This window comes from Pseudomonas rhodesiae, from assembly GCF_007858255.1.
In the GTDB taxonomy this organism is placed as follows: Bacteria; Pseudomonadota; Gammaproteobacteria; order Pseudomonadales; family Pseudomonadaceae; genus Aquipseudomonas; species Aquipseudomonas rhodesiae.
The window spans coordinates 1-21,179 of record NZ_VFEU01000005.1 but is presented as its reverse complement, the minus strand read 5'-3'; the positions used below and the strand labels follow the sequence as shown (position 1 = coordinate 21,179).

The following is a 21,179-nucleotide window of genomic DNA, read 5'->3' as shown; positions in this document are numbered from 1 at the left end:
GTCTGTTCCTACGGCGGGATTACTCGTCTCAGTAGTCTTTACGCTTGCGGAATGCCCAGCGCCCGGCAATCAGGGTGAACGTCGCCACCAGCGCCACCAGGATCCAGAAGCCCTCCGGGTCTTGAGAAAGCGGCACGCCGCCCACGTTCATGCCGAAGAAGCCGGCGATGATATTGATCGGCAGCGCCAGCACCGTCACCACGGTGAGGGTGAACAACGTGCGGTTGCTCTGCTCGTTGAGGTTGGCGGCGATTTCTTCCTGTAGCAACTTGATGCGCTCACCCAGGGCCGTCAGGTCGTTGATGATCAGCGCGAACTCCTCGGTGGATTTACGCAGCTCTTTCACGTCTTCCTTCTGCAACCACTGCGGCGGGCGATTAAGCAAGCGCAGCAGCGAGCCCGGCTCCAGCGCCAGCAGGCGTTGCAGGCGCACCAGTACCCGACGCATGGCGCCCAGTTCGGCGCGGTTGGTAGACAGACGCGAGGAGAGCAACTGGTCTTCGATATGGTCGACGCTGATGCTGGTTCTGCGCACGATCTGCGTCAGCACCTCGCCTTGATCGCGCAGCAGATGCACCAGCAATTCCAGGGGCGAACGAAAGCGCTCGCCGCCTTTGACCGACGAACGCAACTTGTCCACCGAGTGCAGCGGTTGCAGGCGCGCACTGATCAACAGGCGGCTGCGCGCACATACCCACAGCGTGGAAATATCCGACGACACCATGCTGCTGAAGTTGAACACCACATCGTTGACCACGGCCAGCAACGCCGAGTCGACATGTTCGATCCGCGTTGAACGGGAGCCTTCGTGCAGCGCCTCAAAAAACTCCTCGGGCAATTGCAGATGCGCTTTCATCCAGCGCTCGCAGGCGGCGTGTGCCAGGTTCAGGTGCAGCCATAGGAACTCATCCGGATCGGCCGGTTGCTGCAACGCTTGCAAGGCCGTGGCTGAATCGATCTGTTCGCCTTTTTCACCTGGGCGAAAACGAAAACCGTAGAGCAAGCCAAACAGATCGGAATCCTGGTGGCTGTGGTCGATGCTGTGGTTCATGGAGGCTCGCAGAGAAAGCGCCTGTAGGACGTTTCACAGGCTCGCATGGGCGAATCATTGCAAGGCTGTATGACGCGGACATTACGGTTTGAAGACGCCCATAAAAAAGCGCCACCCGAAGGTAGCGCGTTTTTAAAGGGGTAGATCAAGTGTCTTGCTTGTCTTCCAGCACAGCGCCGGTTTTGGCGTTGAGGGTCACGTCCCACTTTTTACCGGCGGTGTCGGTCATTTCGACCTCGTAGACCAGTACGCCGTTTTTGTGGTCCAGCTCGGTATCGGTGATGCTGGCGCCGGCATGTTTGGCCACAGCGGCGGCGTTGAGTTTTTCGAATGGCATCACTTCGCCGGACTTGAGCAGGCCTTCAATCTGGTCCGGGCGAACGTCGGCCTGGGCCAGGCCGGCGGTCAACGTCAGAGCAGTGGCAGCGAACAGGGCAGTCAGGGTTTTCATGGTGGGCTTCCTTCTCGGTTGAGCTGTTTAAGTGGCGCCAGATTAACCGGCGCAACTTAACTCATCCTTAAAGGCGCACTCAGTACTTATAGTCGTTGAGCAGATCCTGCACGCTCGACGACGGCCAGCGCTTGTAGAACTTCAGCAGTTCGGCGGCGCGGTTGGTGAAGATACCGTCGACGCCGGCCTTCATCACTTTGTCGAAGTCCACGGGCTCATCCACCGTGTAGACGTGGACCAGCAGGCCCTTGTCGTGGGTCAGCTTGTTCATTTCCGGCTTGACCAGGTCGGTGTAGCTCTGGTCGCCCAGGTTGGTCAGCTGAGCCGATGGGCCGGTGCCGATGGCGCCAAGGCTCTTGGCCTGGTCCACCCATTTTTCAAATTCGGCGGCGTCCTTGGGTTCTTGCTTGGCGTAATACGCGGCCTTGGTCGGCTCGCCGGATTCGGCAAAGGTCTGCTTGGACTTCGGCTCGATGCTGCCTTCGCCTACCCACAGCAGCAGGATCTTCGGCGTGTTCGGCATTTCCTTTTGCAGTTCTTTGAGGCTGGCGGTTTCAAAGGTTTGCAGCACTACGCGGCCCTTGCCCTGACCCACGCCGGTGTTGCTCTTGCCCAGCTTGGAACCGGCGGAACTCAACCAGCCTTTATCCAGCAGCTTGTTTTTCAGGTCGGCTTCGATGCCAGGGAATTGCTGGGGCTCTTTGGTTTCGATGTACAGCCCGGGTTTGTGCTGCGGGTTGCCCTCGGCGATCTTGATGATGTCGTCCAGGCTGAGGATTTTCAGGCCGACGAACCCCGGCCGCGCGCGGTCCGGGTAGGCAGCGTTGAACCAACTGCCGGCATCGAGGGTTTGCAGTTCTTTCCAGGTGAATTCATTGGCCGGCGCGTCTTTGCGCTCGGGGAACTTGGTGGCCACATCGGTGGTGCGTTGCAGGTTGTTGTCGTGCAGGGCGAACAGTACGCCGTCCTTGCTGCGTTGCAGGTCCAGTTCCAGGTAATCGGCGCCCAGGTCGCGTGCGACTTTGTAAGCGGCGGCAGTGGATTCGGGAGCATCGTAGGACGCGCCACGGTGCGCGATCACGGCGGGGTATGGAATGCCTTCGTTGGTTGCCAATTCAGCCGGGCTGATCGGTTCGGCAGCCTGTGCGTGGCCCAGGCCGAGCATCAGGGCGAGCAGCAAGGCGCTCTTGGTGAACGTGGCAGGCATAGGCGAAGTCCTTTCTTGGAGGTAGCTTTGAGAAGGGCTCCTTTTTAACAATTGATTGCGAACGGCGCTATCACCAAACCGACATTAACGTGCGCTCGCGCCAATTTTCTGCGCATTTTTACCCTGCATTGCAGTACTCTTGCCCGCAGCTGCCCCGTCAGAGGACAGCAACTTCTGCCACGCGTGTAAACCATCTTTCCAGTCCCTGTGGGACTTTTCAGTGAGGTTTAGCATGCGCATCACTTCCGAGCTTATCTGCCAGGCCGCCGACCAACTCAACGGTTTCGTCGGCCTTAACCGCAAAACCGGCCAGTACATCGTGCGTTTCAGCGAAGACTCGTTCGGCATGGACGTGGCCGATGACGGCATCATTCCCTGCGCCGAATTTGTCTGGCTGCCGGCTCCGGGGCAAACCATGACCCTGTCCCGCGAGCGCATTCAGTTGCTGCTCGATCAGAACATCGACGATCGAATCAACATCACCGAACCGCTGCGGGTGTATATGCGTCGGGTGGAAATTCCGCAGATCAGCGCTATGCGCAATCTGGTGCAGGCCCAGGCCCGCGCCTAAAAGGTGTAGTCCCGTTCTACCTTGCACACCCGCGTGTGAAACGCCGAGTACCAGGTGCTACGCCCTTGTTCACGCACCGCCCGGTGTTCGGCGTGATGTTTCCAGGCCAGGATCGCCGCTTCGCTGGCCCAATACGACACGGTGATCCCCAGGCCGTCCTCTCGCGCTGACTCCACCCCGAGAAACCCCGGTTGTTCACGAGCCAGTTCGAGCATGCGCATGGCGGCCTGGCTGTAGCCTTGATCGCCTTCGGTGCGCAGCGAGGTGAAAATCACCGCGTAGTAGGGCGCAGCCGGTGTGTCAGCGATCATGCCGACACCGCCTGGCAGGCCTTGAGCAGCGCCAGCGCCAGCGGCGGCGGGGTGCCTTTGAGCGCTCCACGTTCGGGCTGGAACAGGGTGGCGACAAAGAACGGATGGTCCAGTAGCTCCACCGCGCGCAGGTCCCCGGCTGAATCGTGCCCGGTGGGGATCAGGTTGCCTTCGAATAGGGCCTGGGCGAAGGCCGGGTTCACACCGTAGCGGCAGCGATAACCTTCTTCGATCTCCAACTGGCCGTAGGCGTCGGCGATACGGGTGTAGGACGCTAACCGCACGGTATCGGTGGCCTCCACCAGCGAGCAACTTAACGGTGTGATCACCGCGCGGGCGGCGTGGGGCGCCAGCTCGCCGTGTTCGGCATCGGCCCAGCCCAGTACATTGCGAGCATATTCGAGCACGGCATGTTGAAAGCCGCCGCAGGTGCCGAGGAAAGGACGCCGCTGTTCGCGGGCAAAGCGGATGGCATGCAAGGCGCCTTCGGTATCCCGGTAGGGGCTGGCGGGCACGCACCAGAAACCGTCGAAGCGGTGCAACTGCGTACCGGCTGTGAGGGTGTCGGTGTCGAGCCACTGCGGATGGACCTGCACGCCGAGGCGGTCGGCAGCCTGTTGCAGCGCGACGGGAATCGCCTGGTGCGCAATCACATCGGGGTTGTAGTCGCCGATCAGGGCGAGGTGCAAGTGCTTGGCTTTCATCGTGGGCGTCCCATGGCTTGTGGTGTGCTGGCGTGCACTATAGATTGGCGCCCACGCAATCAATATTGGCGTTTTAACACATGCTCAATGCAGCTATGCACTATCAGCTCGACTATGCCGATCTCTCTCTGATCCTCGCGCTGGTGCGCGGCGGCACCCTGGCGCGGGCGGCGGCGCTGCTGCGGGTGGATGTGTCCACGGTGTTCCGCGCCGTGCGGCGACTGGAGGCGGCGCTGGGCCAGACGCTGTTTGAAAAGAGCCGCGCCGGCTACCTGCCCACCGGCCTGGCCAGCAACTTGGCGCAACAGGCCGAACGGGCGGAGCAAGCGTTGGAAGCGGCGCGAATCGGCGTGGAGCAGGGCGGTGAAGTGATCAGCGGCACGGTGCGCCTGACGTGCACCGACTCCGTGCTGCAAGGTTTGCTGCTACCGGCGCTGACGCAGTTCATGCCGGACTACCCGGCGCTGAGCCTGGAACTGACTACCTCCAATGATTTTGCCAACCTCAGCCGCCGCGATGCCGACATCGCCCTGCGCCTGACGCGCACGCCGCCGGAGCATCTTGTCGGCCGTTGTCTGGGGCGTGTGTCCTACCAAGTCTGCGCCAGCACCGACTATGCAGCCCGCCACGCAGGCTGTGAGTTGGCGGAACTGGCCTGGATCGCACCGGATGATTTTCTGCCCGATCACCCCACCGTCGTCTGGCGCCGCCAGCACTTGCCGGGTGTACGCCCCAGCTATCGTTGCAACAGCATGTTGTCGGTCACCGAACTGGTGCGGGCGGGCCTAGGGGTGGCGGCACTGCCGGACTTTCTGCTGGGCAGCGGCCTGCAAGCGCTTGGGCCGGTGCTGACCGGGCATGACACCGCGCTGTGGCTGCTCACGCGCCCCGATTGCCGGGCCTTGCGCTCAGTGGTGACGCTGTTCGATGAGTTGGGAAAACAGGTGCGCTTGCCGCAAGGCTAAGTCTTGCGCACAAAGTGCTCATGCATTTCGCACGTCAGGCTGTCGATATGCTCCGAGAGCTGCTTGGTGATTTCCGTCAGCCGGGTGTTCTGCTCCAGCAATTCCAGTAGCTGCTTGGTGGTTTGCTCGGCTTGGGCCTGGCGCTCGCTGTTGGCAATGGCCAAGGCTTCGCGGTGTTGGGCATCGGCATCGGACTGGGCCTTGTCCCGTGCGGCCTGGCGCGTCTGGGCCAGCAGGATCAACGGTGCGGCATAAGCTGACTGCAGGCTGAAAGCCAGGTTGAGCAGGATAAATGGGTAGACGTCGAAGTGGGTGATACCACTCACGTTGAGGGCCACCCACAGGATCACGATCAGGGTTTGTGCACCGAGAAACGCGGGGGTGCCGAAGAACCGCGCAAACGCTTCGGCTTTGAGTGCGAAGGCGTCGTTACCGAACGTCGGCGCCAGGTGGGCGTGGCCTCGGTGGAAACGCAGGTGGTCGACAGGTTTTTTTTGAGGGGCATCTGGGGTCATGGCAGGCTCGGATCATCAACGGTGAGACAGTGGTTCACTATAGCTCTGGCCGACTGTCTACTGCATGAATGATCCGAGCCCCGGCTCAGTGAGCCCCCCGCACGTTGGCAAACGCACTCACTGCCTGCACCGCCTCGCTGGTGCCCTCACGGATCTGCACGATCACCGCGCCGGCGCGGTTGGCCAGGTCTACCCCCAGCGCCGCACGGTCACGGGTGCCGTCCATGCTGGTGATGGCCTGGCGGGTTTCGTTCTGGATCATCGCGATCATGCTGGAGATCTCGGATGTCGAGCCACTGGTGCGCGCCGCCAATTGCCGAACTTCATCGGCGACCACAGCGAACCCGCGTCCTTGCTCACCGGCCCGGGCCGCCTCGATGGCGGCATTGAGCGCGAGCAAGTTGGTCTGGTCGGCGATCGCGCGAATGGTGTTGACGATGGCGGTGATCTGTTCGGAGCGCTCGCCCAATTTGGCGATCAAGTGCGAAGAACCGTCGATATCGGCGGCAATGTCGCGCATCCCGCTGGCACTTTGCTGAATCACCTCGGCGCCTTTTTCGGCAATGTCCCGTGTGGTCATGGAGATGTGATAGGCCTGGGCTGCGCTGGCGGCGTCGGCGGCGTGCTGCTGCACCCTGGCCGTTACGTCCGAGGCGAATTTGACGATTTTGCACAGGCGCCCGCCTGCGTCGTAGACCGGGTTGTAACTGGCTTCGAGCCATACGGTGTTGCCGTGTTTATCCACGCGTTCGAACTGCCCGCTGAACAGTTCGCCCTGGTTCAGGCGCCGCCAGAAATCGCTGTAAGCTTGGGTGCCGGCGGTGTTCGGGGCGCAGAAAATACGGTGATGCTGGCCCTGGATCTGCGACAGGCTATAACCCATGCGTTGCAGGAAATTGGTATTGGCCGTGATCACCGTGCCGTCCAGGTTGAACTCGATCACTGCCATGGCCCGACCAATGGCTTCGAGTTTGCCGTTGGATTCGCTTTCGCTTTGCATGCGCGGGGTGACGTCCATGGCGTACTTGACCACTTTGATCAGGCGGCCGGTGTCATCGCACACTGGGTTGTAGCTGGCCTCCAGCCATACCGACTGGCCGTCGCCAGCCACCCGTTCGAACGTGCCGGACTGGAACTGGCCGCTGCGCAGGTTCGTCCACAACTGGGCGTATTCGGCGCTGCGGGCAAATGCGGCGGTGCAAAACATTCGATGGGGTTGGCCCACCACTTGGTCGGCTCGGTAGCGCAAGGTTTTGAGAAAGTTGTCGTTGGCCCGCAGCACTTGGCCTTGCGGGTCGAACTCGATCACTGCCATGGAGCGTTCCATGGCGTTCAGCAGGCTGTTCTGTTGATTGAGGGTGTATTGCAGGGTGTCGATCGTTTTCTTATGAGTATTGAAAAACATGATGGTGTGCTCGAGCAAGCAAGCGTCTGAGGTTATCCATGGTTATGCGCCTGCCCCCGTAAGGCATAGACCCTACGGCTGACGTGCTCATTGCCAGCCTCCGTGTGCTGGCAGTGTGGGTGGAACAACCGGTTCAGAGTGATCAGCCCGACCAGAAGTTCGTCCCAGGACAGGACCTTTTTGGGCGGGTGGCCAGTAGAGGCATTATGGTATCGCTGCGGGAAAACGCGGATATTTCGGACGAGATGTCATTGCGCCACTATCAGGCCGAGCGCGCTAGGCTATCGGTGTTGACGCAGACCCGGTTGCGGCCGGTGTGTTTGGCGGCATACAGGGCACGGTCTGCCGCATTCAGCCAACTGGCTGCATCGTCGTAGACCGGCTGGAAATCCGCCAGACCGATGCTCAGGCTGACCTTAAGCTCCGGAAGGTGAGGGATGCGGTAGTTGCCGAAGGTTTCCCGCAGGCGTTCCATGCGTTGTGCTGCCTTTTCCAGCGACATTTGCGGAAGGATCACACAGAACTCATCGCCTCCATAACGCCCGGCCAGGTCGTTATCCCGTAGGTTGCGCCGTAGCTCCAGGCTCAGTTGCCGCAGCACCGTGTCGCCGACGATATGGCCGTGGGTGTCGTTGATTTGCTTGAAGTGATCGATATCGATCAGCGCGATGGTGGCGTGGCTTTTCTGATGCTGGCACTTGTGGAACTTAAGGTTCAGCAAGTCTTTCCAGGAACCGTGATTGAGCAGCTCCGTGAGGCTGTCGATACGGCTCAGGGCGCTGAGCGTGCGTTTGTGATCCGACAGTTTTATCGCCAACTGATAGCAGACCATGCCGATAGCCATGGGGTAGAGCGTTAGCATCGGCAGGCAGGCATACACCTCTATCAGCCTGACATTGAGGTTCAGTTGCACGCCAAACAACACCCAGGCCAATCCTGCTCCGAACAATTGGGCCAGCAGCCCGCCTAGCAACAAACGTTGGCCGCCGGCGGCCACGTTGTTCATGGCTACCATCGACAGCAGGGTAACGCTGGTCAACGGCGTAAATTGCAGCGTTGCGGTCCAAAACCCGCTGAACAGGGCATCAAACAGCAGGTTGCGCCGTTCAGCGTTGTAGGGAAACTTGGCCCGGATAGCCAGTTGATACGCCACATGAGGCCAGACAAAACCATTGACCAGCAGCGCCGCCCAGACCCACGCAGGCATCCCCAGCGGGTAGAGCGCGGCGGTCACACTGAGGCAGCACATGGCCGCGCCGATGATTCTTGGCTTGTAAATACGCCTGGCAAATGAGATCCCTTTGCCTTGTCGGTTTTCCATAGATACCTGAGTTAGCTGATTTTTTTGTAGATATAAAGGCACGCATTCGCGGGAATTACCGCTGATCGGATAACTCCCGTGAATATTGTCAATTATTCAGGTAGGAATAATCAGTGTCCTTCCAGGCCATTTGCGCAAAAAGGATGGCAGATGCGTCAAAAGCGACCAGGAATGTCGCTGTTGCAACAGTCGTTATGGCTGTGTGATGGGCTTGATTTCGTAGCCGGCCAGAAACAGGTCGATGGCGGACTCAATCACGCTGGCCTGAGTGGCCGCGTCGAGGGTAGGTTGGCCCAGCGTAATCTGCGGCCAGAATGCAAACGCCTTGAGCAGGCTCTGGATCTGGTGAGCGGCAAAGGCCGGATCGTTGCCGGATAGCCGCCCGTCTTCTTGAGCCGCGCGGACCCATTGGGTAAAGCCTTCTTCCCGTTGGCTCAAACGCGTGACCATATCCTGCGCGCGTTCTGGCGAATGGATCGTGGCGGCAATGGCAACTCGGGCCAGGTCGAGAAAGTTGTTATCCGACATCATCTTCATCTTCGCCTCCAGCAACCCGCGCAACTGTTCGCGCAACGGGCGGTCGCTGCTGTAGCAGACGTCTAACTGCGCGACCGTGCTGGCCCAGAGTTGATGAAGAATCTCGGCGAACAACTCTTCTTTGCTCGGGAAATGGTTGTAGACCGTGCGTTTAGAGACGCCGGCAGTGGCGGCGATCTTGTCCATGCTGGTGACCTCAAAACCGTTTTCGCGAAATTCGCTGATCGCCGCGCTCACGATGGCTTCGCGTTTGCGGTCGGTAAGACGTTGAGGGGCAGTCATGGTTGGCGGTCGGCTCTCAGGAGGGAAATTACACTCGGTAGTTTACTTGCTACGGGTTTTGTTGCAATCTTGAAACTACACTGTGCAGTGTAGTTTATGAGCGGACTGTAGGAGTCACTCTGTCATGGCCATGATTTCATCCCGTGTCGTCCCTTCAGCCAAACCCGCCGAGCAGGGTAAGGGCGCTTTCAGCAACGAAGCCCCCGTGCAGCATGGCGGGTTCGGCAAAACGTTGCGTATTTTCTGGAATATGCTGTTTAACAAACCCCGCACAACGCGGCCGGTAGGGGCCATACCCGTCGAACCGCTGACCCGCGAGCAGTTATGGAATGCGCCGGACCACAGTGTGTTTCGCCTTGGGCATTCCACCGTACTGTTGAAAATGCGCGGCAAGTTCTGGGTGACCGACCCGGTCTTCGCCGAACGCGCTTCCCCATTCAGTTGGGCCGGCCCCCAGCGTTTCCACCAACCGCCGATCAGTCTGGATGAACTGCCTGACCTTGAAGCGGTGATTCTTTCCCACAACCACTACGATCATCTGGACCGCAATGCTGTCATCCAACTGGCCGTTAAAACCCGGCATTTCCTCGCGCCGCTGGGGGTGGGCGACATCTTGGTCAAGTGGGGGATAGATGCCAGCAAAGTGCGTCAATTGGACTGGTGGCAGGGCACCGAGGTGGATGGCATTCGTTTTGTCGCCACCCCCGCCCAACATTTTTCCGGGCGCGGCCTGTTCGATGCCAACCAGACTCTCTGGTGTTCATGGGTCATGATCGACGGCCCTCGTCGAGTTTTTTTCAGCGGCGATACAGGCTACTTCGACGGCTTCAAGCGCATCGGCGAACACTACGGCCCCTTCGATCTGACATTGATGGAAACCGGTGCGTACAACGTCGACTGGCCCCATGTTCACATGCAACCCGAGCAAACCCTGCAGGCCCACATCGACCTTAAAGGCCGTTGGCTGCTGCCGATCCACAACGGCACCTTCGATCTGGCGTTCCATGCCTGGCACGAACCCTTTGATCGCATCATGGCATTGGCGTGGGAGCGCAATGTGTCGATTGCAACGCCGCCAATGGGACGGGCATTCAGTTTGAATCAGCCAGAGCGTGGGCATGCCTGGTGGCTGGACGTGGAAACCCATGGTGCTCGGGAGCATCTGGCGAGCTGACGAAAGTGTCGTCGAAAAAGGAGTTTTCAAGCTGTTTCAAGGCTGCGACAGGCGCCAGTCAAGGGTGCGATCATCCCCCGGAAAATCATCGCAGGGGGGCCATCCGATGGAAAAGGATTACAGGAAACCGTGTTCAAAAACAGTCGTTTGCCCAGTGTTGTCACTGGGGCTGGTGCAGGGCGAATCGACAAAACCCACCTGCGGCCCGCCTCCGGTCTCCGCTGACGCTGGCGGCGCAAAAAAGGGTATTGCTTTCGATACGGCCCCCCAAGCTCGTATTCATCTGGAAAGTCATATTCCGATTCCCGGTTTCAACGCGCCCAGCCTGCCTGCAAAACCCATGCGGGATCCGTCGCTGTCACTCATCGCGTTAAGCGGCGTGGACCCTACCGAGCCGGTGATGGTGGAAGTGCCATTGGTGCAAAACGACACCACCCGCACGGCTACCCCACTTCTGGCTGGCACGCGTGTAGGGTTTGCCGACCGCTACCAGCAGGGCGATGCCCACGACTCCATTGAGCACTCCGCATCCTTCATGCGCGCACTGGAGAGGCTGCGCCGGGGAGGGGCGTTGCTTTTTCCAGTGTCTGCGCAGCGGTTGGACGCCAGCCTGCAATTCGACCTGCATACCCGCAATGAAATCGATGATCTGATAAACCAATACCGTCTGGATGCCCTGGTGTCGGACAGCCGCAGCGGGGCATTCCATGCGGCTTGCTGGGCTGGTTACCCCAAGGTGGGCGAACCCCTCGAAGATGGCGCCACGTTATGGTTTTACGGCGCGCGATGGTCCAGGGACTCTCTGGTGGCGCTGGCACAGGCTTATCGCAACGCCGCTCGGCTGACATCTTCCTAACCGCCGTAGGCGCGCAATAGGCTGAGTGGCTAAGCTCCATTGGCGTGAGGCGTGGTCGAGTCCATGGCTGCCGCGGTGGAGCCCATCAGCCGTGCAATCATGCTCTGGGGGGCGGGTTCGGTGGGGCTGGCACCCCACTTGCGAGCGGTCATACCCCATCCCGGTGCGAAGCCCGGGAAGAATACCAACCCTTCAGCCTCCAGCCGAAACGCCAACGCCAGGCGGGTTTCGTCATCGGCCTCGACGTGCTGCTCAAAGCGTTGCACTGCGTCGACCGTCACACCTGCCTGGCGTGCCAGCTCTTCCCGGCTCCAGCCCAACATGGCGCGGGCCTGCACGCAGTGCTTGGCGGTGAATTGGTGCAGCAGGATCTGTTGGTCTACGAAAGAGCTGATTGCCAGAGAGGACATGGAATTTCTCCAGGGTTCGACGAGTGAGGGCAAACTATACTGTGTTTTTGTACAGTTGTTTTGACCGCTCATCAACTGGTGCCGTCTCGTGGCGTTGAGCCGCTTGCTATTGCACCCCTGGCGCCTCGCGAATGATCAGATGGTCCAGGTTCTCGATATCCGCGCTGAATACCCCGAACGTCTGTTCCGGGTTTTTCTTGCTCGGCACCTGTTTCAACTCCGGGGTCACGCCGTAAAAGAAGCAATATAGCGTGCGTTCACTGTCGACAGCCGCTTTGATCTGCTCCAGGAATGCCTTGCGTTTGCGATAGTTCTCGATGAGTTTTTTGCTCAGATAGACATTCACTGAATAGGGTTTCTTGTCCAGCCATACCTTCTTTTCGAAGTCGATGCGAAAGCTGTTGGTGTAGTCCTTGATCTCTTTGATCTTGCCCCAGTAAATCAGGCCCTTGTTGTCTTGCAGGTATTCGATTTTCTTGAAAAACGTCCAGTAGGTCGCGGTGTGATCGCCGATCTTCAACGGCATGCTTTTCAGCTTGTCCTTGTTGTCGATGTTCGACACATAGCACTCCACCGGATGGGCGAACACGCTGGTTTTGTCCGGTGCGCTTTCGTGGGAGCTGGCGGGGGAGCCTACGCGTGTTGAAGGCGTCTTCGTCGGATCTTGTGGGATCTTCTCTTCGCTACCGGGCAGTGCGGTGTTGCGTGGGTAAGTACGTCGCGTCAGTACAAATTCCGATGGGAAATTGTCCTCTCGCTCGTCGTCGCTTTCGCTGGCAGCGCCCTTGTGCGTGCTGGCGTAACGACAGCCGTCGATATGCTGGGTGGCCGGGGTGTTCTTGAAGTGTGGCGTGCGCAGGTAGTTGACGTTTTTCGCGTTGAAGGTGGTCAGCACGTTGCTCGCTTGGAATGCAGCGCGGCACACGTCGTTGGGGCAGAGAAAGCTGTCCTTGTCAGAATCGAAGGCGACGGTTTCGTCGAAATTCAGCTCGCGCACATCATAGATCGATAGCTTTTCGTCGAGACTCAGGCAGTAGGCCGTGTCGAATTTCATGGGGCTCGGGTCCGTGAGAAAGTTCGTTATTAATAGCCGGATCCTGGGTAAATATCAGCAAGAACCTGCAACCCGCCGCCCACTCAGAAAACACAAGGTGCCGCCCAGCGCGGTCAACGCACCCAGGGCGTAGAACATGCTGGTGGGCGCTGCGTTGATCAACAGATAGCCGCAGATCACCGGGCTCATCGCCCCGCCGAACGCCGCCAGGTTCTGTGCGCCGTAGTAACTGCCACGCAGCGCTTGCGGGGCGATGGTGTCGATAAACAGGAACTCTGATGGGTAGATGATCATCTCGCCCAAGGTGAACACGAACATTGCCACGCACCAGCTCAGCAGACCGTCCGCGAGGCTGAAGCCAACCAACCCGGCGATGAACAGCGTGGTGCCCAGCACGATCCAGTAGCGTAATTGCTCACGCTTGAGGAAGCGGCCGATCTGGTATTGCATGGCGATCACGGTAACGGCATTGCATGCCAGCACCGCTGACAGAATTTTCAGCGCCTGCTCCGGCTTGTAGGCCACCAGCAGAAACTGTGACAGATAAAGCGTATAGCGCCCGTGGACAATGGTGCTGAACAAGCTGCCGCTGGTGAACAGGATCAACGTGCGATCGTTGCGCAAGGTGCGCAGCGTGCTGAGAAAACTCAGTGGCTTGACGCTTTCGTCGCGTTGAGTGGGCGGGATGCCGATCATCAGGAACACACTGCCCAAGGCAATCGCGCTGGCGATCAAAAACGGCGCCAACGGCATGTGCCCGGCTATCACCACGCCCACCATGGGGCCGGTGGCGTAGCCCACGTTGGTCAGGGTGTAACGCAGGGAAAACACCTTGGCCCGTTCCCCCACCGGCAGGTTTTCGCTGATGATCGCCTTGGAGCCGATCAAAAACAGGGCCGAGGCGGCTTCGGTGATCACCAGGGTCAAGGTGGTGAGGTAGAGGTTGCTGGCAAAGGTCAGCAACAGAAAACCGATGGAGCTGGAGAGCATCGCCAGGATCAACAGCTTGCGCTTTTCCAAACGATCGATGATGTAGCCGCCATACAAGCCCAGCAGCGTGGCGATAAACACCGCGACGCCCATCAACAGGCCGATGTCCTGCTGGTTGAGGCCCAGGCGGGTGCTCAATAGCAGCGCCAGCAACGGGCTGGTCATGGCGCGGCTGACCACGATGGTGACCGAGCAGATCATCAAGCGGCGGATTACCAGGGAGTAGGTGGCCACGGTGAAGGCGAGCGTCCTAAAGAGTACTTAACGACAACACAGATCAAAGGTGGGAGGGGGCTCGCCCCCGATAGCGGTGTATCAGACAAGCATCAGCTAACTGAACCACCGCTATCGGGGCAAGCTCCTCGCACATTTTCAGACCGTGTTGTTACTGGCCGGCATTGATGGTGATCTTCTCGACCGCCCCTTGCTCCAGGTCCCACTTCTTCAGAATCTTGCCGTAGGTGCCGTCATCGATCATGGCCTGCAACGTCTCACTGATCGCCGTGACCAGCTCGGTGTTGCTCTTCTCGATGCCCAGCCCGGTGAATTGCTTGGAAATCGCCAGGCCCACCGGCTTGTACTTGCCCTTGTCCAACGACATCAGATACGGAATGGTTTCGCTGCCCTGCATCGCTGCATCCAGGCGGTTCTGCTGCAACTGCGCTCGCGCGTCCGCCGAACCTTCGGTGCCGATCACTACGATGCCTGGCTTACCCGCCGCTTCGCAGTGCTCCTTGCTCCATGCGGTAATTTCCGACGGCCAAGTGGTGCGGCGGCTGGTGCCGACTTTTTTACCGCACAAGTCAGTCAATTCCTTGATCTCTTCACGCTTGGCCAGGGTGTACAGCTGTGGGCCGCTGGTGAAGTAGTCGATAAAGGTCACCGATTTCTGCCGTTCGGCGGTGTCGCTCATGCCTGACAGCACGATGTCCACGCGCTTGGTGGTCAGGCCGCTGAGCATCTGCTCGAAGCCGGTTTCCTGCCATTTGATCTTTACACCCAGGCGCTCGGCCAACGCATTGCCCAGGTCAAAGTCAAAACCGGTGAGTTTGTTGGTGGCCGGGTCTTTGAAATCCATCGGCGGGTAGTTCGGCACGATGGCCGCACTGATTTCGCCTTTGTCCTTGATGGCCGCCGGCAAGGCGAACACAGCAGTGGAGGCCATCAGGCCGGCGAGCAGGGTAGGGATAAACAGGTTTTTCATGGGGACGTTCTCGTTAGTTATTTAGTTAAGTGCGAACGGCAGAAATAAAGCTTTGGGTACGCGGGTTTTGTGGGCTTATTAGAATTTCTTCGGGGCTGCCGGCTTCCACAATCTGGCCGGCGTCCATAAACACCATGCGGCTGGACACTTCACGGGCGAAGCCCAACTCATGGGTGACCACGATCATGGTCATGCCGGTGGTGGCTAAATCGCGCATCACCGACAGCACTTCTCCTACCAGCTCCGGGTCGAGGGCCGACGTGGGTTCGTCAAACAGCATCAACTTGGGACGCATCGCCAGCGCGCGGGCAATCGCCACACGCTGCTGCTGACCGCCGGACAATTCCACCGGATACGCATTGCGCTTGTCCGCCAGGCCGACGCGGGCCAGCAGCTCCATGGCATCTTCGATGGCCTCTTTGGGCGAGCGTTTGAGCACCTGGCACGGGCCTTCGATGATGTTCTGCAGCACGGTCATATGCGGGAACAAATTAAAGCGCTGGAACACCATGCCGGTGGCCAGGCGTTGGCGGGCGATCTGCACTTCGTTCATCTCGTGCAGCTTGTTGCCGACCACCCGGTAACCCACCAGCTCGCCGTCGACCCATAGGCCGCCCTTGTCGATTTTTTCCAGTTGATTGACGCAGCGCAGCAGGGTGCTTTTACCCGAGCCGGACGGGCCGATGATGCACATCACCTCGCCTTGCTCGACCTCGATATTGATGTCGCGCAGCGCGTGATACTGGTCGTAATACTTGTTCAGGTTGACGGCCTTGACGATGCTTCTCATGGGGCAAATCTCCTCAACCCAGACTTACGAACGCTTGCCGGCGCCGCGGGCAAAGCGACGCTCCAGGCGGCTTTGGCCAAATGAAAGAACGGTCACCACCGCCAGGTACCAGATGCCCGCGACGATCAGCAGCTCCATGACCCGCGCGTTGGCGTAGTAGATGTTTTGCGCGTTGTGCAGCAGCTCCGAGTACTGGATCACACTGGCCAGGCTGGTCATTTTCACCATGCTGATGAACTCGTTGCCTACGGGCGGAATAATCACGCGCATGGCCTGCGGCAGAATGATCCTACGCAGCGCTTGCAGACTCGGCATGCCGATGGATTTGGCCGCTTCGTACTGGCCGGTGTCCACCGAGAGCAAACCGGCGCGCACCACCTCGGCGGTGTAGGCACCCTGGTTGATGCTCAGGCCGAGCAGGGCGGCCACGAATGGCGTCATCAGGTCGACGGTGTCGATGCTGAACAGGCCGGGAATCGCGATCACCGGGAAGATCAATGCCAGGTTGAACCACAGCAGCAGTTGCAGAATCAGTGGCGTACCACGGAACAGCCAGGTGTAAGTAATGGCCACGTAGCGCAGGATCGGGTTGGCCGACATGCGCATGATCGCGGTGATCACGCCGATCACCACGCCCAGCGCCATCGCCAGGATCGACATGATGATGGTATTGGCCAAGCCCCACAGGATCGCTTCAGACGTCAGAAACTGGCCGATGTAGGACCATTCGATCTGGCCATTGGCGAATGCGCGCAACAGCGCCGCCAGGACGATCACAATCAACGTGGCGAAGAACATGCGCCCGTAATAGCGCCGCGGCACATGTTCGTACTGGGTGATATCGAACTGGTTCTCGGACTGCTTGCGCTCGGCTTGCAAGCGCTCGGCAGGGGTTGGGTTCATGGTGATTCTCCAAAAAAGCGATTACCGCTGTACTCGGTGCAACTGTTGAAATGCGGTCAAAATGTGGGAACTGGCTTGCCTGCGAAAGCGCCAGTGCAGGCACCACCTATTCCAGTGGCTCAAAGCCGAAACCCCAGGTAACTCTCAGCCCATTTCTGCTGCTCAGCCAACGCCACCTTCAACCGCCCGATCTGCTCGCGCACCCGCTCCGGCGCCGTCCCACCCCAGCCACTGCGCGCAGCAATCGCCGCTTCCAGGGTCAGGCAATCGCGCACTTCAGGGGTCAACCGCGCATCCACCTCGGCCAGCATCGCCGGCGAGGCTTCCCACAATTCGATCTCATGCTTCTCACAGGCCTGCACCAAAGCGCCGGTGATCTCGTGGGCCTCCTTGAACGGCACGCCACGGGTGGCCAACCAATCGGCCACTTCGGTCGCCAAGGTAAAACCCATGGGGGCCTGGCGCCGCAGCTCCTCCACTTGCACCTTCATGGTTGCGACCATCCCGGCCATGGCGGGCAGCACCAGCAGCAGGGTGTCGACGCTGTCCAGCACGCTGTGCTTGTCTTCACTCAGATCGCGGTTGTAGGAGAGTGGCAACGACTTGAGCGTCGACATCAACCCGGTCAGGTTGCCGATCAAACGTCCGGCCTTGCCCCGTGCCAATTCGGCAATGTCCGGGTTCTTTTTCTGCGGCATGATCGAGCTACCGGTGGCATAGGCATCGTCCAGCACGACCCAGCGAAACTGGCGCGACGACCACAGGCAAAACTCTTCGGACAGCCGCGAAATATTCACCCCGAGCATGCCTGCCACAAACAGAAATTCCGCTACATGATCGCGGCTGGCCACGGCATCGATGGAGTTTTCGCAGGGTGCGCTGTAGCCCATTTCCTCAGCCGACTGCTGCGGTTGACGCGCAATCGCGGAACCTGCCATCGCCGCCGCGCCCAACGGCGACAATGCCGTGCGCGCATCCCAATCCACCAGGCGCTGTACGTCACGCAACATCGACTGGGCGTGAGCCAGCAAGTGGTGGGCGAACACAATCGGCTGGGCCTGCTGCAAGTGGGTAAAGCCCGGGCAGATACTCTCGATATGCTGTTCGGCTTGGGTCACCAATGCCTGCTGCAACCCCAGCACCTCGGTGGCGATGGTGCGCGCATGGTCCCGTAGGAAAAGGCGCAGATCATTGGCCGTTTGATCGTTGCGCGAACGCCCGGCGCGCAGCTTGCCGCCCAGGGCGCCGAGGCGCTCGGTCAGGACGCGTTCGATAAAGGTGTGGACGTCTTCGTCATCCAGGGTCGGATGCAGGCGGCCGGCGGCGAAATCCTCGCCGATAGTGTCCAGTGCTTGCAGCGTGCGCAGGGTCTCCGATTCGTCCAGCAGCCCGGCGCGCTGCAACTCACGGGCATGGGCGCGGGAGCCAGCCAGGTCGTAGGGCGTCAGGCGGAAATAACGCTCAGGGCAACGGGACAGCGCCGCCAATGCCGCGGACGGGCCACTCTTGAAACGCGCGCCCCAAAGGCGGTCGGTAGGCTGAGACATAGGTGTTCCTCACGCTTGTTTTTAGAAGAGTCGGAGGCAGTAAAAGTAAGTTTTCAATCGGGTTGAACCGGCGTCTGACGCACCGTATTCAAGGTTGCCAAGGTCGGTTGTTTATGTTCATTATCGCCGCCTGGCTGTATTCAAGGATTGGGTCAAAGCCTGTTTGAATATGGCACTAGAGGTCAACGCGTATTATGGAAACCCCACTTTCCAATTCTGGAAACATAGCGCCAAAACCCGGCACTCGACCGCCTTTGCAACTGAGCGGCCTGGACTTCAAATTGCTCCGGGTATTTATGGCCGTGGTCGAGGCGGGAGGCTTCAGCGCCGCGCAAAACGAGCTGAACGTGGGCCTCGCGGCCATCAGCAAACAGATTTCCGACCTGGAAATCCGCATCGGCATGCGCCTGTGTACGCGGGGCCGCGAAGGCTTCGGGCTGACCGAAGAAGGCAAGTTGGTATATCAGGCGAGCATTGAGTTATTTGCCTCGGTGGACAGTTTCAGAGACAAGCTTAGTTCGGCGCAAAACGAGCTTATTGGTGATCTTAGTGTCGGAGTTATTGATAACACCGTCTCCGATGTTAATTCACCATTGATTAAAGCCCTGGGCGCCTTACATAGCCAATCGCCAAAAATAAGATTGCGCCTACATGCCTCGCAATTGGATGAAGTTGAGCGCGGCGTAGTGGAAGGGCGCTTGATCGTCGGTATTGTTCCCGTATACCAGCGCCGCGAAGAATTCGACTACTTCCCGCTCTACGAAGAAAGGGCCCACGCCTACTGCGCCGTAGGACATCCGCTGTTCACCGCGAACGACATCACGCCTGAGGTGCTGCGCCAATATGAAGTGGTCAACCATCGGTATGCGATCCATCGCGATAAGAGCCATTTCGTCAACTACGACAGCCAATCGGCCTCAGCCTCCCAGGTCGAAGCCGTCGCCATCCTGATCCTTACCGGCCGCTTTATCGGTTTCTTGCCCGAACACTACGCCACACCGTTGGTAAGGGAAGGGCGCCTGCGCGCACTGTGTCCGGAGCAGGTTCACCTGAGCACGGCGTTTAACCTGATCCTGCGCCACAACGCGCCGAGAAGTCCGCTGGTAAAAGCCTTTGCCACCGCCCTCGGCGTAAATCTCAAAGCCACCCCGTAAACCCTTCGCCGAACACAGATCAACGGGCTGCAAAAGGTCAAATGTGGGAGGTGCCGAGCTTTAGCGAGGCTGCGATGGGACCGACTCGGTTTCCCTGTCGAACGTCTCCACCCGCATCACCGCTGCAAGCGAGCGCGCTTTTTCTTCTTCGCATGAAAATGCCGAAAATGCGCATCCTGCGCCGCCGCCAACAACTCCCGATCCCCACGCGTATCGCCCCAGGCCCGCAGTCGATACTCCCCCAGATCCCCGTACACCGCCTCAAGCCGCAGCACTTTATTCTCACAGCGGCAGTTATTGCCAGTGAGCTTGCCGGTCAACACCCCGTCGACCACCTCCAGCTCCGTGCCAATCAACTTGATCCCAAGCCGATCCGCAAATGGCTGCAGCACCAACGCCGGCGATGCCGAGCACAGCGTCACCTCCGCCCCCGAGCCCAACTCCTGCTCCACCGATAGCACCCCCGCCGGGCGCATCAGCCGCGCCCAATTGCGCTGGCAGTACTCTTCGGCTTTCTGCTGCACCCACGTCTTCTCCACCCCGGTCATAAAGGTGCGGATCAACTGCGCCTTCAACTCGTCCCGGCTGATCTGCCGCAACAAAAAACGCAGCCCCGGCACCGCTAGCTTGACCATCCGGCCATAAAACTCGCCGCTGCCGAAGGCAAACTTGAGGAAGGGCACGAAACTGTCGTGGTGGGTGAGCGTGCCGTCGAAGTCAAAGACGGAGAGTACTTTGGCGTCAACGGGGCCGGCTTCGAGCATGTCTGGGTTCACGGGTTGGCCTCGGTCCTATCTAGTATTTTTTTCGTGCATCAGGTGTGACAGCAGGAGTCTACTCCCGTGCCAATCTTCCGACCTTGGTGTAGAGCGCTTTGGTGAAAGCACCCCGGTCGCTTGATCGGTGACAACGCTGATGGCAATTGGGGCACAAGGCTACAGCATTGGTGATGCGATCCGAACCCTTCTGGGGGCAGGTGCTTGCGTTGATGTACTTCAAGAAGTGGCCGGCCCCCCCAAAAAATAAGTCTGCCCCCACCCAGGCCTCTATAGATTCGCCATCCGATCTAGTCGATCAGTGGCTTGATGCAGCGCGATCGTCTGGTCACAAAAGCGTTCGCGCAACGCGCGGAGTCTTTTTTCCTGTTGTTCTAAAGGGAATCTTGCAGGGTCGTCGAGTATTTCCTTGGCACTCAATTGAATGATCCTGATGTTGTCCAGAATCAGGTCTACGCAGGCTTTCGCTTTCAGGTAGTCCCTTTGGGCCTGGTGTTGTGCTTTCAGAACAATACCGCTGGCGATGAGGCTGCCGCCCGCTGCTGCGATGGTGTAACTGACAAACGATGAGGCGAGTTTGAGATGGGTGAAAAATTTAGAAACTGTACCGTTTTGAGAACCCAGATCCAGGCCGTACGCGATGTACCCGCCCCCCAGCGCCAATAGAAAACCAATTAGGTACAGGGCAAATGGTTGTCTGTAGAGTCTTCCCGAAAGAATGCTCCAGGCACCAAGAGCGAGTAGGGCGATGCTGATAAGTGTGAAGACAAGCATTTCCATGCTGTAGGTCCGATCCTGAATTTTTGTCAAAAAAAAGAGCTGCCGTGAGCAGCTCTTTTTACTGTTACTTGTTAATCAATCCCAGCTCAGCGCACCGCCGGTCTGGTACTCGATCACGCGGGTTTCGAAGAAGTTTTTCTCTTTCTTCAAGTCCATGATCTCGCTCATCCACGGGAACGGGTTGGTCGTGCCTGGATACTCTTCCTTCAAGCCAATCTGCG

The 21,179-nt window shown here is 59.1% G+C and carries 22 protein-coding genes and 4 pseudogenes; 5 read left to right on the top strand and 21 right to left on the bottom strand.

Annotated features, from left to right (window positions below; all coding sequences use genetic code 11):
• Positions 1-28: 28 nt before the first annotated feature.
• The 3 genes from FIV35_RS09065 to FIV35_RS09055 all read right to left on the bottom strand — a co-directional run bounded on the left by FIV35_RS09065 (position 29) and on the right by FIV35_RS09055 (position 2,709).
• Positions 29-1,051, bottom strand: a complete 1,023-nt coding sequence (locus FIV35_RS09065; RefSeq protein WP_034139077.1) for a transporter — start codon at positions 1,049-1,051, stop codon at positions 29-31.
• Positions 1,052-1,196: 145 nt separating this feature from the next.
• The gene (locus FIV35_RS09060) at positions 1,197-1,502 is read right to left on the bottom strand and encodes a PepSY domain-containing protein (protein WP_034139076.1); all 306 of its coding nucleotides are present in this window, start codon (positions 1,500-1,502) and stop codon (positions 1,197-1,199) included.
• Between the two features lie 79 nt (positions 1,503-1,581).
• Positions 1,582-2,709 carry a glycerophosphodiester phosphodiesterase gene (locus FIV35_RS09055; protein ID WP_034114948.1) on the bottom strand — a complete coding sequence of 376 codons (1,128 nt, stop codon included), beginning with the start codon at positions 2,707-2,709 and terminating at the stop codon, positions 1,582-1,584.
• Positions 2,710-2,941: 232 nt separating this feature from the next.
• Here FIV35_RS09055 and FIV35_RS09050 point away from each other — a divergent pair, with 232 nt between their 5' ends.
• On the top strand, positions 2,942-3,280 hold the full coding sequence (locus FIV35_RS09050; protein ID WP_034139075.1) for a DUF2025 family protein: 339 nt from the start codon (positions 2,942-2,944) through the stop codon (positions 3,278-3,280).
• Here the strand turns inward: FIV35_RS09050 and FIV35_RS09045 are convergent.
• Together FIV35_RS09045 and FIV35_RS09040 are read right to left on the bottom strand one after the other, a co-directional pair.
• Entirely contained in the window at positions 3,277-3,591 is a 315-nt protein-coding gene (locus FIV35_RS09045; protein WP_034099998.1) for an antibiotic biosynthesis monooxygenase family protein, read from the bottom strand. The genes FIV35_RS09050 and FIV35_RS09045 overlap by 4 nt on opposite strands.
• Entirely contained in the window at positions 3,588-4,295 is a 708-nt protein-coding gene (locus FIV35_RS09040; protein ID WP_034139074.1) for a CTP synthase C-terminal region-related (seleno)protein, read from the bottom strand. The genes FIV35_RS09045 and FIV35_RS09040 overlap by 4 nt, the downstream gene beginning before the upstream one ends.
• 80 nt (positions 4,296-4,375) lie before the next feature.
• Between FIV35_RS09040 and FIV35_RS09035 the strand changes: the two genes are divergently transcribed.
• Positions 4,376-5,260, top strand: coding sequence for a LysR family transcriptional regulator (locus FIV35_RS09035; RefSeq protein WP_034139073.1), 885 nt, complete (start codon positions 4,376-4,378; stop codon positions 5,258-5,260).
• Here FIV35_RS09035 and FIV35_RS09030 read toward each other — a convergent pair.
• The 5 genes and pseudogenes from FIV35_RS09030 to FIV35_RS09015 form a co-directional block, all read right to left on the bottom strand.
• Complete coding sequence (locus FIV35_RS09030) at positions 5,257-5,775, bottom strand: DUF1003 domain-containing protein (protein ID WP_034099993.1); 519 nt, start codon at positions 5,773-5,775, stop codon at positions 5,257-5,259. The genes FIV35_RS09035 and FIV35_RS09030 overlap by 4 nt on opposite strands.
• An 85-nt stretch (positions 5,776-5,860) precedes the next feature.
• A pseudogene (locus FIV35_RS30250) lies at positions 5,861-6,298 on the bottom strand (methyl-accepting chemotaxis protein); the annotation flags it as partial.
• A gap of 111 nt (positions 6,299-6,409) precedes the next feature.
• Positions 6,410-7,102: pseudogene (locus tag FIV35_RS30245) on the bottom strand (PAS domain-containing protein); the annotation flags it as partial.
• A 340-nt stretch (positions 7,103-7,442) separates the two neighbouring features.
• Positions 7,443-8,501, bottom strand: coding sequence for a diguanylate cyclase (locus FIV35_RS09020; protein WP_034139071.1), 1,059 nt, complete (start codon positions 8,499-8,501; stop codon positions 7,443-7,445).
• 192 nt (positions 8,502-8,693) lie between these two features.
• The gene (locus tag FIV35_RS09015) at positions 8,694-9,320 is read right to left on the bottom strand and encodes a TetR/AcrR family transcriptional regulator (protein ID WP_034139070.1); all 627 of its coding nucleotides are present in this window, start codon (positions 9,318-9,320) and stop codon (positions 8,694-8,696) included.
• Between the two features lie 124 nt (positions 9,321-9,444).
• Between FIV35_RS09015 and FIV35_RS09010 the strand changes: the two genes are divergently transcribed.
• A complete protein-coding gene (locus FIV35_RS09010; protein ID WP_034139069.1) occupies positions 9,445-10,494 on the top strand; it encodes an MBL fold metallo-hydrolase in 1,050 nt (349 codons plus the stop codon).
• 106 nt (positions 10,495-10,600) lie between these two features.
• On the top strand, positions 10,601-11,350 hold the full coding sequence (locus FIV35_RS09005) for a hypothetical protein (RefSeq protein WP_231980905.1): 750 nt from the start codon (positions 10,601-10,603) through the stop codon (positions 11,348-11,350).
• Positions 11,351-11,379: 29 nt separating this feature from the next.
• Here FIV35_RS09005 and FIV35_RS09000 read toward each other — a convergent pair whose 3' ends face one another.
• The 7 genes from FIV35_RS09000 to argH all read right to left on the bottom strand — a co-directional run bounded on the left by FIV35_RS09000 (position 11,380) and on the right by argH (position 18,248).
• On the bottom strand, positions 11,380-11,760 hold the full coding sequence (locus FIV35_RS09000) for a helix-turn-helix domain-containing protein (protein ID WP_034139068.1): 381 nt from the start codon (positions 11,758-11,760) through the stop codon (positions 11,380-11,382).
• 106 nt (positions 11,761-11,866) lie between these two features.
• Positions 11,867-12,814: a hypothetical protein gene (locus FIV35_RS08995; RefSeq protein WP_034139067.1), complete on the bottom strand. Its 948-nt coding sequence runs from the start codon at positions 12,812-12,814 to the stop codon at positions 11,867-11,869.
• A 54-nt stretch (positions 12,815-12,868) separates the two neighbouring features.
• Positions 12,869-14,038 carry an MFS transporter gene (locus tag FIV35_RS08990; RefSeq protein ID WP_034099980.1) on the bottom strand — a complete coding sequence of 390 codons (1,170 nt, stop codon included), beginning with the start codon at positions 14,036-14,038 and terminating at the stop codon, positions 12,869-12,871.
• A 151-nt stretch (positions 14,039-14,189) separates the two neighbouring features.
• Positions 14,190-15,008 (bottom strand): ABC transporter substrate-binding protein, encoded by an 819-nt coding sequence (locus tag FIV35_RS08985; protein ID WP_034139066.1) that lies wholly within the window; start codon positions 15,006-15,008, stop codon positions 14,190-14,192.
• A gap of 25 nt (positions 15,009-15,033) precedes the next feature.
• On the bottom strand, positions 15,034-15,798 hold the full coding sequence (locus FIV35_RS08980; RefSeq protein WP_034139063.1) for an amino acid ABC transporter ATP-binding protein: 765 nt from the start codon (positions 15,796-15,798) through the stop codon (positions 15,034-15,036).
• A gap of 24 nt (positions 15,799-15,822) precedes the next feature.
• Positions 15,823-16,701 (bottom strand): amino acid ABC transporter permease, encoded by an 879-nt coding sequence (locus tag FIV35_RS08975; protein WP_034139062.1) that lies wholly within the window; start codon positions 16,699-16,701, stop codon positions 15,823-15,825.
• Positions 16,702-16,820: 119 nt separating this feature from the next.
• A complete protein-coding gene (gene argH / locus FIV35_RS08970) occupies positions 16,821-18,248 on the bottom strand; it encodes an argininosuccinate lyase (RefSeq protein ID WP_034139061.1) in 1,428 nt (475 codons plus the stop codon).
• 194 nt (positions 18,249-18,442) lie between these two features.
• On the opposite strand from argH, the gene FIV35_RS08965 reads away from it, so the two are divergent.
• Positions 18,443-19,402: a LysR family transcriptional regulator gene (locus FIV35_RS08965; RefSeq protein ID WP_034139060.1), complete on the top strand. Its 960-nt coding sequence runs from the start codon at positions 18,443-18,445 to the stop codon at positions 19,400-19,402.
• 116 nt (positions 19,403-19,518) lie between these two features.
• On the opposite strand, the gene FIV35_RS08960 is transcribed toward FIV35_RS08965, so the two are convergent.
• The 4 genes and pseudogenes from FIV35_RS08960 to FIV35_RS08945 all read right to left on the bottom strand — a co-directional run.
• A complete protein-coding gene (locus tag FIV35_RS08960) occupies positions 19,519-20,166 on the bottom strand; it encodes an HAD-IB family hydrolase (protein ID WP_034139059.1) in 648 nt (215 codons plus the stop codon).
• 70 nt (positions 20,167-20,236) lie between these two features.
• Positions 20,237-20,414: pseudogene (locus FIV35_RS29870) on the bottom strand (HNH endonuclease); the annotation flags it as partial.
• 34 nt (positions 20,415-20,448) lie between these two features.
• A complete protein-coding gene (locus FIV35_RS08950) occupies positions 20,449-20,958 on the bottom strand; it encodes a hypothetical protein (RefSeq protein ID WP_034139058.1) in 510 nt (169 codons plus the stop codon).
• Between the two features lie 75 nt (positions 20,959-21,033).
• Positions 21,034-21,179: pseudogene (locus FIV35_RS08945) on the bottom strand (ribonucleotide-diphosphate reductase subunit beta); the annotation flags it as partial.

What these genes read in the sequence shown, in the direction of transcription:
- FIV35_RS09065 (WP_034139077.1), bottom strand. Translation starts at nt 1,051, where the DNA reads ATGAACCACAGCATCGACCACAGCCACCAGGATTCCGATCTGTTTGGC.
- FIV35_RS09060 (WP_034139076.1), bottom strand. Translation starts at nt 1,502, where the DNA reads ATGAAAACCCTGACTGCCCTGTTCGCTGCCACTGCTCTGACGTTGACC.
- FIV35_RS09055 (WP_034114948.1), bottom strand. Translation starts at nt 2,709, where the DNA reads ATGCCTGCCACGTTCACCAAGAGCGCCTTGCTGCTCGCCCTGATGCTC.
- FIV35_RS09050 (WP_034139075.1), top strand. Translation starts at nt 2,942, where the DNA reads ATGCGCATCACTTCCGAGCTTATCTGCCAGGCCGCCGACCAACTCAAC.
- FIV35_RS09045 (WP_034099998.1), bottom strand. Translation starts at nt 3,591, where the DNA reads ATGATCGCTGACACACCGGCTGCGCCCTACTACGCGGTGATTTTCACC.
- FIV35_RS09040 (WP_034139074.1), bottom strand. Translation starts at nt 4,295, where the DNA reads ATGAAAGCCAAGCACTTGCACCTCGCCCTGATCGGCGACTACAACCCC.
- FIV35_RS09035 (WP_034139073.1), top strand. Translation starts at nt 4,376, where the DNA reads ATGCTCAATGCAGCTATGCACTATCAGCTCGACTATGCCGATCTCTCT.
- FIV35_RS09030 (WP_034099993.1), bottom strand. Translation starts at nt 5,775, where the DNA reads ATGACCCCAGATGCCCCTCAAAAAAAACCTGTCGACCACCTGCGTTTC.
- FIV35_RS09020 (WP_034139071.1), bottom strand. Translation starts at nt 8,501, where the DNA reads ATGGAAAACCGACAAGGCAAAGGGATCTCATTTGCCAGGCGTATTTAC.
- FIV35_RS09015 (WP_034139070.1), bottom strand. Translation starts at nt 9,320, where the DNA reads ATGACTGCCCCTCAACGTCTTACCGACCGCAAACGCGAAGCCATCGTG.
- FIV35_RS09010 (WP_034139069.1), top strand. Translation starts at nt 9,445, where the DNA reads ATGGCCATGATTTCATCCCGTGTCGTCCCTTCAGCCAAACCCGCCGAG.
- FIV35_RS09005 (WP_231980905.1), top strand. Translation starts at nt 10,601, where the DNA reads ATGGAAAAGGATTACAGGAAACCGTGTTCAAAAACAGTCGTTTGCCCA.
- FIV35_RS09000 (WP_034139068.1), bottom strand. Translation starts at nt 11,760, where the DNA reads ATGTCCTCTCTGGCAATCAGCTCTTTCGTAGACCAACAGATCCTGCTG.
- FIV35_RS08995 (WP_034139067.1), bottom strand. Translation starts at nt 12,814, where the DNA reads ATGAAATTCGACACGGCCTACTGCCTGAGTCTCGACGAAAAGCTATCG.
- FIV35_RS08985 (WP_034139066.1), bottom strand. Translation starts at nt 15,008, where the DNA reads ATGAAAAACCTGTTTATCCCTACCCTGCTCGCCGGCCTGATGGCCTCC.
- FIV35_RS08980 (WP_034139063.1), bottom strand. Translation starts at nt 15,798, where the DNA reads ATGAGAAGCATCGTCAAGGCCGTCAACCTGAACAAGTATTACGACCAG.
- FIV35_RS08975 (WP_034139062.1), bottom strand. Translation starts at nt 16,701, where the DNA reads ATGAACCCAACCCCTGCCGAGCGCTTGCAAGCCGAGCGCAAGCAGTCC.
- argH (WP_034139061.1), bottom strand. Translation starts at nt 18,248, where the DNA reads ATGTCTCAGCCTACCGACCGCCTTTGGGGCGCGCGTTTCAAGAGTGGC.
- FIV35_RS08965 (WP_034139060.1), top strand. Translation starts at nt 18,443, where the DNA reads ATGGAAACCCCACTTTCCAATTCTGGAAACATAGCGCCAAAACCCGGC.
- FIV35_RS08960 (WP_034139059.1), bottom strand. Translation starts at nt 20,166, where the DNA reads ATGCTCGAAGCCGGCCCCGTTGACGCCAAAGTACTCTCCGTCTTTGAC.
- FIV35_RS08950 (WP_034139058.1), bottom strand. Translation starts at nt 20,958, where the DNA reads ATGGAAATGCTTGTCTTCACACTTATCAGCATCGCCCTACTCGCTCTT.